The organism is Rufibacter radiotolerans (assembly GCF_001078055.1).
In the GTDB taxonomy this organism is placed as follows: Bacteria; Bacteroidota; Bacteroidia; order Cytophagales; family Hymenobacteraceae; genus Nibribacter; species Nibribacter radiotolerans.
Map to the genome: position 1 here is coordinate 194,699 of NZ_CP010777.1, position 13,446 is coordinate 208,144.

General features: G+C 46.5%; 13 protein-coding genes. 8 read left to right on the forward strand and 5 right to left on the reverse strand.

Translation table 11 applies throughout. From position 1 onward, the window contains the following. Nucleotides 1-6: 6 nt before the first annotated feature. Entirely contained in the window at nucleotides 7-828 is an 822-nt protein-coding gene (locus TH63_RS00725; RefSeq protein ID WP_048919234.1) for a phosphatase PAP2 family protein, read from the reverse strand. Between the two features lie 293 nt (nucleotides 829-1,121). Here TH63_RS00725 and metK point away from each other — a divergent pair, with 293 nt between their 5' ends. Continuing rightward, nucleotides 1,122-2,426: a methionine adenosyltransferase gene (metK, locus tag TH63_RS00730; protein WP_048919235.1), complete on the forward strand. Its 1,305-nt coding sequence runs from the start codon at nucleotides 1,122-1,124 to the stop codon at nucleotides 2,424-2,426. A gap of 74 nt (nucleotides 2,427-2,500) precedes the next feature. Here the strand turns inward: metK and hpf are convergent, their stop codons facing one another. The 4 genes from hpf to TH63_RS00750 form a co-directional block, all read right to left on the reverse strand. Then, the gene (hpf, locus tag TH63_RS00735) at nucleotides 2,501-2,800 is read right to left on the reverse strand and encodes a ribosome hibernation-promoting factor, HPF/YfiA family (protein ID WP_048919236.1); all 300 of its coding nucleotides are present in this window, start codon (nucleotides 2,798-2,800) and stop codon (nucleotides 2,501-2,503) included. Between the two features lie 26 nt (nucleotides 2,801-2,826). Beyond that, entirely contained in the window at nucleotides 2,827-3,705 is an 879-nt protein-coding gene (locus TH63_RS00740) for a tyrosine-type recombinase/integrase (RefSeq protein ID WP_048919237.1), read from the reverse strand. 75 nt (nucleotides 3,706-3,780) lie between these two features. Beyond that, nucleotides 3,781-3,975: a 30S ribosomal protein S21 gene (gene rpsU, locus TH63_RS00745; protein ID WP_048919238.1), complete on the reverse strand. Its 195-nt coding sequence runs from the start codon at nucleotides 3,973-3,975 to the stop codon at nucleotides 3,781-3,783. An 85-nt stretch (nucleotides 3,976-4,060) separates the two neighbouring features. Then, nucleotides 4,061-5,200: an acyl-CoA dehydrogenase gene (locus TH63_RS00750; RefSeq protein WP_048919239.1), complete on the reverse strand. Its 1,140-nt coding sequence runs from the start codon at nucleotides 5,198-5,200 to the stop codon at nucleotides 4,061-4,063. Between the two features lie 275 nt (nucleotides 5,201-5,475). Between TH63_RS00750 and TH63_RS00755 the strand changes: the two genes are divergently transcribed. Genes TH63_RS00755 through TH63_RS00785 form a run of 7 tightly spaced genes read left to right on the forward strand, consistent with a single transcriptional unit; the run spans nucleotide 5,476 to nucleotide 13,423 of the window. Then, entirely contained in the window at nucleotides 5,476-6,312 is an 837-nt protein-coding gene (locus TH63_RS00755) for a polysaccharide biosynthesis/export family protein (protein ID WP_082161511.1), read from the forward strand. Between the two features lie 14 nt (nucleotides 6,313-6,326). After that, nucleotides 6,327-8,762 (forward strand): GumC family protein, encoded by a 2,436-nt coding sequence (locus TH63_RS00760; RefSeq protein WP_048919241.1) that lies wholly within the window; start codon nucleotides 6,327-6,329, stop codon nucleotides 8,760-8,762. Nucleotides 8,763-8,768: 6 nt separating this feature from the next. Then, the gene (locus tag TH63_RS00765; protein WP_048919242.1) at nucleotides 8,769-9,521 is read left to right on the forward strand and encodes a tyrosine-protein phosphatase; all 753 of its coding nucleotides are present in this window, start codon (nucleotides 8,769-8,771) and stop codon (nucleotides 9,519-9,521) included. A gap of 10 nt (nucleotides 9,522-9,531) precedes the next feature. Beyond that, entirely contained in the window at nucleotides 9,532-10,506 is a 975-nt protein-coding gene (locus tag TH63_RS00770) for an NAD-dependent epimerase/dehydratase family protein (RefSeq protein WP_048919243.1), read from the forward strand. 60 nt (nucleotides 10,507-10,566) lie between these two features. After that, nucleotides 10,567-11,967 carry a tetratricopeptide repeat protein gene (locus TH63_RS00775; RefSeq protein WP_048919244.1) on the forward strand — a complete coding sequence of 467 codons (1,401 nt, stop codon included), beginning with the start codon at nucleotides 10,567-10,569 and terminating at the stop codon, nucleotides 11,965-11,967. A gap of 10 nt (nucleotides 11,968-11,977) precedes the next feature. Next, entirely contained in the window at nucleotides 11,978-12,760 is a 783-nt protein-coding gene (locus tag TH63_RS00780) for a phosphosulfolactate synthase (RefSeq protein WP_048919245.1), read from the forward strand. 18 nt (nucleotides 12,761-12,778) lie between these two features. Next, nucleotides 12,779-13,423 (forward strand): DedA family protein, encoded by a 645-nt coding sequence (locus TH63_RS00785; protein WP_048919246.1) that lies wholly within the window; start codon nucleotides 12,779-12,781, stop codon nucleotides 13,421-13,423. The last annotated feature ends 23 nt before the right edge of the window (nucleotides 13,424-13,446 follow it).

The following is a 13,446-nucleotide window of genomic DNA, read 5'->3' on the forward strand; positions in this document are numbered from 1 at the left end:
TAAGGCTTAAAATTTATACTGCAGGGTTACGCCATCCAGGTTTTCGCCAAGCACAGGAATCACGCTAGGGGAGACGGAAAGGCCACTGTTGTTGCCCTTCTTATGCAATTGGGGCACCACAATTCCTACCACAGCCCCTACGCCATAGCCAATGAGGTTATCACTGAGAAAATGCTTTCCTGCTTCCAGGCGCAGATATCCTACTGCCGCCGGTACCAGGGCCGCTCCAGCCCACACAAAGGGGCGAGCCGGAGAGTCCGGGTTGAAGTCATGGAAAATCTTGGCCGTGAAGAAAGTTATAGTAGACACTGCCGCAGTATGGCCGGCGTAAAAAGAGTTATGGGCGTTGGCCCGGGTTTTCTCGCTGGTAGGCACTGCTCCTGATTTATCATAGACCAGCGGCCGAACCCGTGGGTTGGCAGCAGACCCCATGGTAAAGAGCGTACCCGTAATGGCCATGGTCTCTACATACAACACCATCACCTGGCCGGTTTTAGCCTTTATCTCTGGGTCAAAGAGCAGTAACGCGGGGGCGGCCAGTGAGCTGTACAGCATGACATCGCTTACTTTTTTGGCGCTTTCACTATGGTTGCCAGCGGCAAATCGGTCAAAGGAATTGACATTGCTTTTCTGTACGGCCTCGGCCTGCTCAGGGGTAAAGGCAGATTTCTGCTGCATGAGGTACAAGCCTAATCCACTTAATCCCATGCCGGCGGCCGTGATGGGCGCGTCTACTTTGAAAGAAGTCTTATAAGGGGAGGCTGACTGGCCAACCACCTGAGAAACAGTAAACAGGGAAATAACTAAAGAATAGAAGAATTTCTTCATAAATAAAGGTGAGATTCTAAATGGGTAGTAAAGTTTTTTGTGAAACGGGAGGAGGGGTAAAAAGTTTCTGCCCAAGCCAACCAGGCATTTTTTGTTATTATGTTCCGCTGGCGTTTTAAACCTGTTTTCCCGAAAACGTGCCCATAACAGACTGCTGCTTCGCGTTTGCACGCACCCATCTTCAGACCCGCCGCCCACCTGTTTTACAAGTAAACTTTTGCATCTCCATCAATTACGTTAATTTTGTCTCTTGCGGCCGAGGCTGCCATTACATTGTACCTAACTTTTAGATAATGCCTTATCTTTTTACATCTGAGTCGGTATCCGAAGGGCACCCGGATAAAGTAGCCGACCAAATCTCTGATGCCCTGTTAGATGAGTTCCTTAAGCAGGACCCTCAATCTAAAGTGGCTTGTGAAACCTTGGTAACCACCGGTTTGGTGGTATTAAGCGGTGAAGTGAAAACGCAGGCTTACGTAGACGTGCAGAAGGTTGCCCGTGAAGTAATTGCCCGTATTGGTTATACCAAATCTGAATATAAGTTTGATGCCGAGGCCTGCGGAATTATCTCTGCCATTCATGAGCAGTCAGATGATATTAACCAAGGAGTAGAGCGTGCCAAGCCAGAAGACCAGGGCGCAGGCGACCAGGGCATGATGTTTGGCTACGCCACCAATGAGACCGATAGCTACATGCCCCTGGCATTGGAGATCTCGCACCTTCTCTTGAAAGAATTGGCTGCTGTCCGGAAGGAAGGGAAAGAAATGACCTACCTGCGTCCAGACGCCAAATCTCAGGTAACCATCCGTTACTCAGATACCCACGTTCCGGAGAAGATTGACACCATTGTTATCTCTACCCAGCATGATGAGTTTGAAAGCTCAGATGCCAATGACAAGGCCGCCTCTAAGCAGGCCGAAGAGAAAATGGTGGCCAAGATCAAAGAAGATGTGTTGAACATTCTCCTGCCAAGGGTGAAAAGCAAGCTGCCACAGCGCACCGCTGATCTGTTCGCAGATGATATTACCTACCACATTAACCCTACCGGGAAATTCGTGATTGGCGGACCGCACGGGGACACCGGCTTGACCGGCCGTAAGATCATTGTAGATACCTACGGTGGCAAAGGCGCCCACGGCGGCGGGGCATTCTCCGGAAAAGACTCTTCTAAAGTAGACCGTTCTGCGGCCTATGCTGCGCGGCACATTGCCAAGAACCTGGTAGCTGCCGGCGTAGCCGACCAGGTACTGGTGCAGGTAGCCTATGCTATTGGCGTGGCAGAGCCGGTAGGCCTCTACGTTACCACCTACGGAACCACTAAGGTGACCGGAGCCAACGGGGAGACCATGACTGACGGTGAGATTGCCGATAAGGTGAACGAGCTGTTTGAGATGAGGCCTTATGATATTGTAAAGCGCTTTGGTCTCCAGAACCCTATCTTCTCTGAAACTGCCGCATACGGCCATATGGGCCGGGAGGCAGGCGTGAAAAAAGTGCAATACAAAGTAAACGGCCAGGTAGAGGAGCGCGAGTTTGAAACCTTTACCTGGGAGAAGTTAGATTACGTGGATAGAATCAAAGCTTCCTTCAATCTGTAATCTTACCAATTCCCAGTAAATAAAAAGAGCCTCCATGGAGGCTCTTTTTATTTACTGGGATCTTGAACTGGCCCTTAGTAAGTAGCCAGTTTGTCTTTATGTTTGATCAATTGCTTCTTCATGTCTTCTACCGCCTTGTCTGTGGCCGTCTCAAAAGAGTTGGCTTCTTCTTTACAGAACAGGGTGGCTCCAGGCACAAATAACTTAATCTCCACTAATTTATTGTCATGCGCTTCTGGTTTCTGCACACGCAGGATCACTTCGCCGCTTATAATCCGGTCAAAAAAGGTATCTAACTTGTCTAGTTTTCTTTGCAGGAAATCTAACAGGCTTTGGTCTGCGGTGAAATGTACAGATTGAATTTGCAGTTTCATAGTTTACTTCTTTAGGGTGATACGAATTAAGCTTTGGGATGAGCTTTCTCAAAGACGGCTTTGAGTTTCTCAATAGAATTATGAGTATAGACCTGGGTTGCCGCCAGACTGGCGTGCCCAAGCAAATCTTTAATGGCCCCCAAGTCTGCCCCACGGTTCAATAGATGCGTGGCAAAGGAATGGCGAAGCACGTGCGGGCTATTCTTCTGGGCGGTAGACACGGTGCTCATATACTTCTTTACCACGCGGTATACGTACTTTGGGTAGAGGGGAGCCTCTTTATCCGTAACGAAGAGAAATGGAGAATTGTTATCTGGGAAGGTAGCTTGCCGCTCCTTTATATAGCCAGAAAGCGTGTTCACCAAAGAGGGGTTCAAGGGTAAAATGCGCTCCTTATTGCCTTTCCCTAAAACCTTTAAGGTGCTGGAGGAAAGGTTGATGTCTGTCAGTTTGAGGTTGGTGAGTTCGGCCAAACGCATGCCAGTGCCATACAAAAGCTCCAGGATCAACTTCTCACGGTGCCCTTTAAAATCTTCTGAAAAAGAACCTTGGTCCAGGACCTGCGTGAAGGCATCTTCAGGTATGAAGGAGGGAAGCTTTTTGGCAAGTTTGGGCGCTTTAATGCGTACGGTAGGATTAGATTCTACTTCGCCGCGGCGCATTAAAAACCGGAAATAGGAGCGGAGGGAGGCAATCTTGCGGTGAATGGTACGGCTATCCAGATCCTTTTGGACTAAGGCTACCACCCAGGAGCGGATAATGGCATGATCAGCCGCCTTGATATCTTCTACCTCATACACCTCCTGCAAATAGTCTTTAAACTGCTGCAGATCGGTCTGGTAAGAGATGATGGTATGCGGGCTGAACCGCTTTTCGTACTGAAGGTATTTAAAAAATAATTCCATAAATTAAGGAAGCCGGCCTTTGTCAGACCTTTCCCCTAATTTATGGAATTACCACGTAGGTTGTATCAGTAAAGCCTAGTAGTTATCAGTTGCGAACAATTGTTGCTTGTAAACGGCTCTCTCCTTTTGCTTTCTCTTGGTAACAGAAGGCTTCTGGAAGAACGTTCTAGCGCGCAATTGCTTCAACACACCTGTTCTCTCAAATTTCTTTTTGAATCTCTTTAAGGCTTTGTCTACTGACTCGTTATCCTTTACGTTAATGATGATCATATAATAGATTGATTTTAAAGTCAATTGTTTTTAAGGATTGCAAAGATATTCACAAATCCACTGACAGTCAAGCGCTGTTGCTCAATTATTTTAATACTGCTCTTGAAATAACAAGTTTCTGAATTTCTGAAGTTCCTTCGCCTATGGTGCAAAGCTTGGAATCACGGTAATATTTCTCCGCCGGGTAGTCTTTGGTATAGCCATAACCGCCAAAAATCTGTACCCCTTCATTGGCCGCACGCACACATACTTCTGAGGCATACAGCTTCGCCATAGCAGATTCTTTGTTTACGTTCTCGCCCCGGTTCTTCATAGCGGCGGCTCGATAGGTTAAGAGGGCTGCGGCCTCAATCTCCGTGGCCATATCTGCCAGTTTAAAAGCAATGCCTTGGAACTCAGAGATGGGCTTGTTGAATTGATGACGCTCTTTTGAATACGCCAACGCCGCTTCATAAGCGCCTTGCGCAATGCCCAGGCTAAGGGCTGCAATGGAGATACGGCCTCCGTCTAGCACCTTCATGGACTGGATAAAGCCTTCGCCCACTTCCCCTAGAACGTTTGCGTGAGGTACTCTGCAGTCTTCAAAGATCAATTCAGTGGTTTCTGAGGCCCGCATGCCTAACTTGTCTTCTTTTCTGCCCGCTGAGAACCCGGCCGTTGGTTTTTCAATGACAAAAGCGGTCATGCCTCTTGAGTCTCCTACTTCACCCGTTCTGGCAATCACAACCGCTATGTTGCTGGATTTACCGTGCGTGATGAAGTTCTTGGCTCCGTTCAGTACCCAGTCATCTCCGTCTCTTACGGCCACCGTGCGCATGTTACCCGCGTCCGATCCTGTGTTAGGCTCGGTCAGGCCCCAGGCACCAATCCATTCGGCCGTGGCAAGCTTAGGCAACCATTTCTTTTTCTGCTCCTCACTGCCAAACTGCAGAATGTGGCCGGTGCACAAGGAGTTATGGGCCGCCATAGATAATCCAATGGAGCCGTCAATTTTAGATAGTTCAGCAATGGCTGTCACATACTCCAGATACCCGAAGCCTGAACCGCCATATTCTTGCGGAACCAATACCCCCATCAGACCCAGTTCTCCCAGTTGCTTGAAAACATGCACCGGGAATTCCTGGGACTCATCCCATTTCATCATGTCTGGTTTGATGGACTTTGCGCCAAAGTCACGGATCATATCAGCAATCATCTGCTGGTTTTCATTGTAGCTAAGCTGCATAGACAAAGTTGATTTTAAAGTCAATTAGGTCTTAAAATTAGATAAAATAACTTCACCAACCTAACGCATGTTAGGTTGGTGAAGTTATTAACTATTAGATTTAGAACTCTATATATAATTGAAAGGTTATACCAAACGCCTTGAAATAGCGTTGATAGAGGTTAACAGTCTTCGCTAATTTGGCGTACCCATTACTTTTAGTTTACTTTGTGGTTGGCCCTAACTGTTTTGTGGTTAGCAAATACAACTGTATATCTGCAGATTATTAATCTACTATGCCTCTATTTACCAGCATAAAGCTTTCACCAAAGTATTTTCTTTATGTTTTGCTGTTTTGGTTGAGCTCCTGTAATGTCTACAGGCAGAACATCATGTTCAGAACCGAAGGTGATGTAAATGCTGATTTGTTACGTGGGTCCATAGCCGAAGCAGGAAGAAACTACAAGATTCAGCCAAATGACATTTTAAATATCCGGATCTATACGAATAAGGGGGAGATTTTGGTGGACCCTAATAACTTCCTTCTCATGGAACTCTCCCAAAGTAGAGGGGGCTCAAGAGGGGGAGTTGGACAACAACAAATAGGGCAACAGGAGGAGCCGCAACAGTACACCGTATTGCCTAATGGCGAGGTGAAAGTGCCGATGATAGGTTTCGTTAATGTACAGGGATATACTCTTGCTCAGGCAGATAGTGCATTCCAGAGTAGATTCGAAACTTATTATAAAGATACTTATGTTTACTCTCAGGTAATTAGCCGCAGAGTGGTAGTCTTAGGCGCTACAGGAGGACGAGTAGTCCCTTTATCGCATGAGAATATAAATGTAGTGGAGGTTCTGGCATTGGCAGGAGGTATGCCAGATAATGGTAAAGCCCAAAATATTAGGCTTATCAGAGATGTTGCCTCTGGTAAGCCTATCGTACATGTCATTGATTTATCTACAATTGCCGGTTTGCAAAAAGCTAGTCTTAAGGTGCAGCCTAATGATGTGATTTATGTGGAGCCGGTAAGAAGAGTGTTCAATGAGTCACTGCGTGATGTCTTAACAGTTTTGGGAGCCGTCTCTAATGTGCTTACCTCCTATATTGTTATCAAGAATATAATTAATTAGTTTAATAGAAGTTCATGAGTGTAAAAACAGTCAATGATCTGGATGAACTGGATCATCGTATGGGTATTGGGGATGAGGATGAGGATGACGGCGGAGCAGGGATTGATTTTGTTACCTTATTACACGTTGTTCGGAGAAGTATTCCTTGGATAATACTTCTTGTTCTTCTTGGAACCTCTGGTTCTTACCTTTATTTAAGATATACCAAAAAAGTTTATGAGTCTTCTTCCACTATCAAATTAGATGAGCAGTCTGAGGCAGGTGTCCTTGGAATGGATAAAAGCGCTGGCTTAAAAGTAGAATCTGGAATTGGTAAGTTGCAGGGTGAGGTTGATCTTATCAAATCTAATATTGTATATGAACGCCTGAAGGAAAGAATGCCTTTGAAGGTAAGCTACTTTCTGAAGGCACGTGTTTTAGATGCTGAACTATACAAAGAGAGTCCATTTTCGGTTACTTTTGATACCACCAGCTTTGACCTGTTTGACCAAAAGATTTTTGTTGAATTTAAATCTCCCAGCCAATATAACATATATGTAGGGGAGGAAGGATCTCCTTCTTCCAATGCGGTCGGGAACCAGATAAGCCTTGCGGGAAGTAAGGTTACTGTTGAAGTTTCTTCAAACTTTTCTAATACTCATATAGGTGAGACCTACTATTTTATAATCCACAGCAATCAGCGGTTAAAGAATTACATTGATGAAAATCTAACCACTGCCATTCTAAATCCAGAGTCAAAAACCATCCAAATCTCTTTTAAAGATTTTAACAGGTTCAAGGCGCGTGATATTGTTGAGAATATTGATGCGGTCTATTTGCAGCAGAAACTGGAGCGAAGCAATCAAGCCAGTAGACAGACGCTCACTTTTTTAAACGATCAATTAAAGGAGACGGAAGACAGCCTTAGAAAAGCTGAGAATGAAATTGAACGGTTTGTAAGGCAAAATAAGTCTTATGACATTAAAGGCAGTCTTCAGGAAGCCCTAACCCAGGTACAGGAGTTAGAGAAAGAAAAAATGGAACTGAGGTTCCAGGTTTCACTCCTGAACACCATACAATCAAAGGTTAAGAAGAATGAAGACCTTGGTTTAATTGTTTCAGGACTTCAAGGCCAGGAGAACCAAGACCCACAGTTAGCCGAACAGTTAACGGAACTTAGTGATCTGCAAGCCAGACAAAGGACTGCCAGAATGACCAGCAGGGGGAATACCGTAGCTGATAACCTTCTAGAGGAGCAAATTAATTTTGCCCAGAATAAGCTGAATGCAGTTGTCAATGGGAGCAAAAACCTTGCGCAGGCAAAGCTTGATAATATCAACCGTAACCAATCTTTACTTACGGGTAAAATATTGCAGGCGCCTGGCCAAGAAACCGAACGAGCAAGGTTAGAGCGTATCTTTGGCCTTTACGAAGGCTTCTTTACCCAAATTTTAAACAAGAGAGTAGAGTATGGCATTGCTATGGCAGGTACTACTCCAGATTTCCAGGTGTTATCACCAGCTAGCTTGCCCAGTGAGTCTAGCCCTATTTCCCCTAACAGGCTTCTAGTATATGCTATTGGTATTGCTGGTGGATTATTTCTGGGTATTGGCTTAATTGCTACCCGGTATCTAATGCATGATACAGTGACTAACATTAGAGAGTTGGAACGGAATACTTCTGTGCCAGTTCTTGGGGTGGTACCTTCCTATGACAAGCAGAAGATGCCTTTCTCCAAGTTGGTGGTCAATCAGAACCCTAAGTCGGCGCTGAGTGAATCAATCAGGTCAATCAGGACTAACCTGGAGTTCATGAGTGCCTCCAAGAAAAAAAGAATCATCTCGGTTACATCTACCATAAGCGGGGAAGGAAAAACCTTTGTGGCTGTGAACTTAGGTGGTATCATCGCCATGTCTGGTATGAAAGTGGTGATTCTGGACCTTGACATGCGGAAACCTAAGGTGCATATTGCCTTAGATGGGGACAATAGCAAAGGCATGAGCACCATCTTGATTGATAAGCATTCCATAGCCGAATGTGTGCAACCTACCGCTATAACAGATTTAGACTTTATCTCAGCGGGGCCTACTCCGCCTAACCCCTCTGAATTGATCATGTCAGGTAGATTTGATGAAGTATTAAATGAGCTCCACCAGACTTATGATATGATTTTGGTGGATAGCCCGCCAGTTGGATTGGTAACGGATGGGGTGCTGATTATGCGGAAAGCAGATATTCCTCTCTATATAATCAGGGCTGGTTATTCCAAGAAAACCTTTTTGAAAGGCATTGACAAATTGGTAAGAACCAATCATCTAAATAATACTGCCGCTATTTTAAATGATGCCAGCAGTATGAATGGCTATGGTTACGGCTATGGCTACGGGTATGGATATGGCTATGGGCAAGGCTATTATGATGAAGAGGTAAAGCCAACTTTTGGGTCAAAATTAAAATCGATCTTTAAATAAAGCCTCATGTGGAGTCGACTTAAGGGTCTGTGGAGCGATAAGAACAAGGCAACTCTTTCTTATCAGGACCTGGTGTCTGATATGCACTCTCATCTGCTTCCGGGTTTAGATGATGGGGCCACCACGCTGGAAGAATCTATGCAACTTCTGGAAGCTTTGTATTCCCTGGGCTTCCGTAAACTTTGTATGACTCCCCACATCATGGGGGACTTTTACAAGAATACTCCTGTTGCCATAAAGGCTAAACTGAAAGAGCTTCAGGAGGTGGTGTCTGCCAGAGGAATAGAGATGGAGCTTTCCTGCGCCGCAGAATATTACCTGGATGAATGGTTCCTGGAGAAAATAGAACAGGGGGAAGAGTTGCTGTCTTTTGGCGGAGACCGGAAGTTTCTGTTGGTAGAGACCTCCTACATGAATGAGCCGGCACATCTGCGGCAGATTATTTTTGCCATACAAACGGCGGGCTATACGCCGGTATTGGCCCACCCAGAGCGGTATACCTATTTTTACGGGAGGCTGGAGAGGCTTTTGGAACTCAGGGAGACCGGTATCCTTTTCCAGATTAATATCAATTCTATAGCGGGTTATTATTCTAAGCCTGCCAAAGAAATGGCCAGGCAGTTAATCGAAAGGAAAGCGGTTGAGTTTTTGGGCACCGACACACACGCCATGAAACATATTCAGGTGCTTCAGCGAGCGGTGACAGAGCCATTGTTTCAGGAGGCCTTAAGACTACCACTTCTAAACGCTACCCTCTAAATCATATCTATTGAAAAAGGTATTAGTGACCGGTGGGAGTGGGCTTCTGGGCCATTTTCTGGTGCAGCGTCTGTTAGTGGATGGCTTAGAGGTGGTCGCTTTGCGGAGGCAGACGTCCTCCAACTTAGATCACCCCAACCTCACTTGGGTTGAAGGCGATATTTTAGACCCGTCGTTGCTGCAAACTCTTGTCCAACATGTGGAGGAAGTATACCATTGCGCCGGTTTTGTATCCTATGCCCCCCAGGATGAAAACCTGCTGCAGCAAATAAATGTGGAGGGAACCGCCAACATTGTGAATGCCTGTCTGCAGAACGGTCAGGTGCGTTTATGCCATGTGAGCTCTATTGCGGCCATCAACAGAAAAGCCAGTGATAAAGTAATCCATGAAGACGTACAGTGGGACCCCATGGCAGAAAGGTCAGCGTATGCGTTTTCTAAGTTTTATGCTGAGATGGAAGTATGGAGAGGCATATCAGAAGGCCTGCAGGCGGTCATCGTGAACCCCTCGGTTATTCTGGGCCCCGGAGATCTGGACAGGAGCAGCACACAGTTGTATAAATATGTTCTGGACCAGCGACCCTTTTACACCGCAGGTTATGTTAACTTTGTTGATGTACGCGATGTGGTGGAAGCCATGGTGAGACTCATGCAGGGAAACCAATGGGGCCAGCGCTTTATTGTAAATGGCCACCAAACCTCCTATCAATCCTTTTTTGAAGCGGTAGCAAGGTTAATGGGGAAAACCCCTCCCAAATTTAAGGTCCCAGGCTGGGTAGCTGAAATTGTTTGGCGGGCTGAAGCGGTAAGAGGAAGGTTAACCGGTATCAAGCCCTTAATTACCAAAGAAACAGCCCGTATCGCAAAGGAAGCTCACTTTTTTGCGAATGATAAAGTGAAAGCAGCAACAGGCATGACGTTTCGTCCTTTGGAGGAAACCCTGCGTTGGAGTTGCGGGCAGCTTTTGCGGAGTGAATCTTTGTAAGATTCTTTTGTTGGTTTAGTGTGAAGGGTACTTTTTACCCATGTTGAGATTTACTAGTAGATGGACGATAATTTTGAAGAGTTTTCCAGTGAGGATTTAGACCTGGTACACAGGTTTGAGACCATGCAGGAAACGAATAATACACAGTTCTTTGACCTCTCAGACTATGAGAGCATTATAGACTATTACGCCAATAGTTTTAATTACAGCCAGGCTTTGAAGGCCTGTGATGCCGGTATTGCCCAATACCCTTTCTCCACTGAACTCCTGATAGACAAAGCCCAGGTGCTGGCCATGCTGGGTGCCTTTGATGAGGCCTTGGTCTTGGTGGAAGAAGTAGCCCAGATAGATCCTGCCAATGAGGACATCCCGGTTACCAAAGGCATTATCTTCAACCAGAAGGGAGACTTTGCCCAAGCCATTGATTTCTTTAAGCAGGCGGCAGAGCAATCTGAGGTGAAGGATGATATTTACTTCAACATCGGGCTTTCTTACCAGAGCTGGGGCAAGTTCAAGGCGGCCATGAAGTACTACAAGCGTAGTCTGCGGTTGAACATAGAAAATGAGCTGGCCTTGCAGGAATTACTGTATTGTCTGGAAGTGACCGGTGAAGGAGAGGGCGTGATCGCCTTTTTCCAGGAATTTGTAGATGAGGATCCTTATTCGGCCATGGCCTGGTTTAACTTAGGGTTAGCGCAAAGTAGGCTGGGGAACTATGAGAAAGCCGTAGCTTCCTATGAGTATGCCACTTTGATCCAGCCTGACCTGGCTCCGGCTTTCGTGAACCTGGCCAATAACTATGTTTATCTGGGAGAGTTCACCAAAGCCATCGAGGCTTTTCAGGGAGCATTGGAGCACACAGAGCCCAATGCAGATATTCTTTGCAACATTGGCGAGTGCTATGAAAAGCTTTCGCAGTGGGATTTGGCTCATAAGTATTACGTAAAGGCCATTGACCTTTCTCCTGAGATGGACGAGGCCTGGTTTGGTATTGGCGTGATCCTTGACCTGCAAGGTAAATGGCTGGAAGCAGTCCATTATTATCGGAAGGCTATTTCCTTTTACGCCGACAATGTAGACTATTGGTTGGCCCTGGCGGCGGCGGAGTATCAGTTGGGCAATGTCATCTCTAGCGTGGAAGCCTATGAGCAGGCCAGCAACCTGTCCCCTGAAAACAAAGATATCTGGCTGAACTGGTCCATTATCCTGTATGAGCAAGGCAATTTTGAGGGCGCTATTGACCTTCTAATAAATGCCTTAGAGCTTCAGCCAGACGAAGCCGAACTGCAGTACAGGCTCTGTGCCTACAGTTTAGCCGCAGGAAAGTATAAGCAGGCATACAATTATCTGGAAAATGCTTTAATTTTGGACTTCGATAAGCATAGACTTCTCTTTGAGTTCTTTCCAGAGCTGGAATCGCAGCGGGCCCTGGCCCGTCTCATTGACCAGTATCGCAAATAAACCCCTAAACATGAATTACGAACTTTCCCACCTTCCAGAACGCACCTCTAAACCCAGAGAGAGCGGATTTACCATGGCCATGGACAAAGGCCTGAGTTTACGAGAAGCCGAAAACTTTGCCGAGGTTGCCGGAGAGTATGTAGATATTGTGAAGCTGGGCTGGGCTACGTCATTCGTGACGCCTAATTTGGATAAGAAACTGGCCATTTTCAGAGAAGCCGGTCTGCCTTTCTATTTTGGGGGTACCTTGTTTGAAGCCTTTATCATTAGAGGCCAGTTTGATGACTACCGCCGTCTGCTGGATAAATATAAGCTAGAGTTTGCCGAAGTGTCTGATGGCTCCCTTGAAATGGACCATGACCTCAAGTGCCAATACATCCGGACTTTGTCTGAGCAGGTAACGGTCCTGTCTGAGGTAGGCTCCAAAGACGCGGAGAAGATTATCCCTCCCTATAAATGGATTAGCCTGATGCAGGCCGAATTGGATGCTGGCGCCTGGAAGGTGATCGGGGAGTCCAGAGAGGCCGGTAACGTGGGCCTGTTCCGTTCCACCGGTGAGGTGAGAAGCGGTCTGGTGGAGGAGATCCTCACTAAGATCCCGTTTGAGAAAATTATCTGGGAGGCCCCACAGAAAGCGCAGCAGGTCTTCTTTATCAAATTACTGGGGGCCAACGTGAACTTGGGTAATATCTCGCCTAATGAAATTATCCCGCTGGAAACTATCCGTTTGGGCCTGAGAGGCGATACGTTCACCCACTTCCTGGCCAAGGAAATGTTAGATAAACTGGTTTAACCCAATAGCTTTTTCATAATGGAGTTACTCCGGCAGTTCATTGATTTGTTTTTACACCTGGACCAGCACCTCAGTCAGATTATCTCTGATTATGGCACCTGGACCTACGTGATCCTTTTCCTGATCATCTTTGTGGAAACCGGGGTGGTGGTCATGCCTTTTCTGCCAGGAGACTCGCTTCTCTTTGCCGCCGGGGCCTTTGCCGCGACCGGGGTGCTGAACGTGTGGTGGCTGGTGCTGCTGCTGTTCATTGCGGCTTTTCTGGGCGATACGCTTAACTATTTGATAGGCGATTATTTTGGGCCCAAGGTGTTCAAACGAGATTACCGCTTCCTGAAGCGGGAGTACCTGTACAAGACCCAGGCCTTCTATGAGAAGCACGGGGGCAAAACCATCATCTTCGCCCGGTTTATCCCTATCATCCGTACGTTCGCGCCGTTTGTGGCTGGGGTAGGGACCATGAAATACAGTAAATTCCTGTCTTACAACGTAATTGGTGGCTTTTTGTGGGTGGCTGGTTTCGTGCTGGCCGGCTTTGTCTTCGGGAACATTCCGGCAGTAAAAAAGAATTTTACGCTGGTGATCTTCGGGATCATCCTTATCTCCATCATCCCGCCGGTGATTGAGTTAGTAAAACATAAATTTAGCCCCAAACAGCAATAGGGTCGTTCGCACCCTTCTCTCCA

Coding starts and splice junctions, on each gene's coding strand:
- TH63_RS00725 (WP_048919234.1), bottom strand. CDS start 828: ATGAAGAAATTCTTCTATTCTTTAGTTATTTCCCTGTTTACTGTTTCT.
- metK (WP_048919235.1), top strand. CDS start 1,122: ATGCCTTATCTTTTTACATCTGAGTCGGTATCCGAAGGGCACCCGGAT.
- hpf (WP_048919236.1), bottom strand. CDS start 2,800: ATGAAACTGCAAATTCAATCTGTACATTTCACCGCAGACCAAAGCCTG.
- TH63_RS00740 (WP_048919237.1), bottom strand. CDS start 3,705: ATGGAATTATTTTTTAAATACCTTCAGTACGAAAAGCGGTTCAGCCCG.
- rpsU (WP_048919238.1), bottom strand. CDS start 3,975: ATGATCATCATTAACGTAAAGGATAACGAGTCAGTAGACAAAGCCTTA.
- TH63_RS00750 (WP_048919239.1), bottom strand. CDS start 5,200: ATGCAGCTTAGCTACAATGAAAACCAGCAGATGATTGCTGATATGATC.
- TH63_RS00755 (WP_082161511.1), top strand. CDS start 5,476: ATGCCTCTATTTACCAGCATAAAGCTTTCACCAAAGTATTTTCTTTAT.
- TH63_RS00760 (WP_048919241.1), top strand. CDS start 6,327: ATGAGTGTAAAAACAGTCAATGATCTGGATGAACTGGATCATCGTATG.
- TH63_RS00765 (WP_048919242.1), top strand. CDS start 8,769: ATGTGGAGTCGACTTAAGGGTCTGTGGAGCGATAAGAACAAGGCAACT.
- TH63_RS00775 (WP_048919244.1), top strand. CDS start 10,567: ATGGACGATAATTTTGAAGAGTTTTCCAGTGAGGATTTAGACCTGGTA.
- TH63_RS00780 (WP_048919245.1), top strand. CDS start 11,978: ATGAATTACGAACTTTCCCACCTTCCAGAACGCACCTCTAAACCCAGA.
- TH63_RS00785 (WP_048919246.1), top strand. CDS start 12,779: ATGGAGTTACTCCGGCAGTTCATTGATTTGTTTTTACACCTGGACCAG.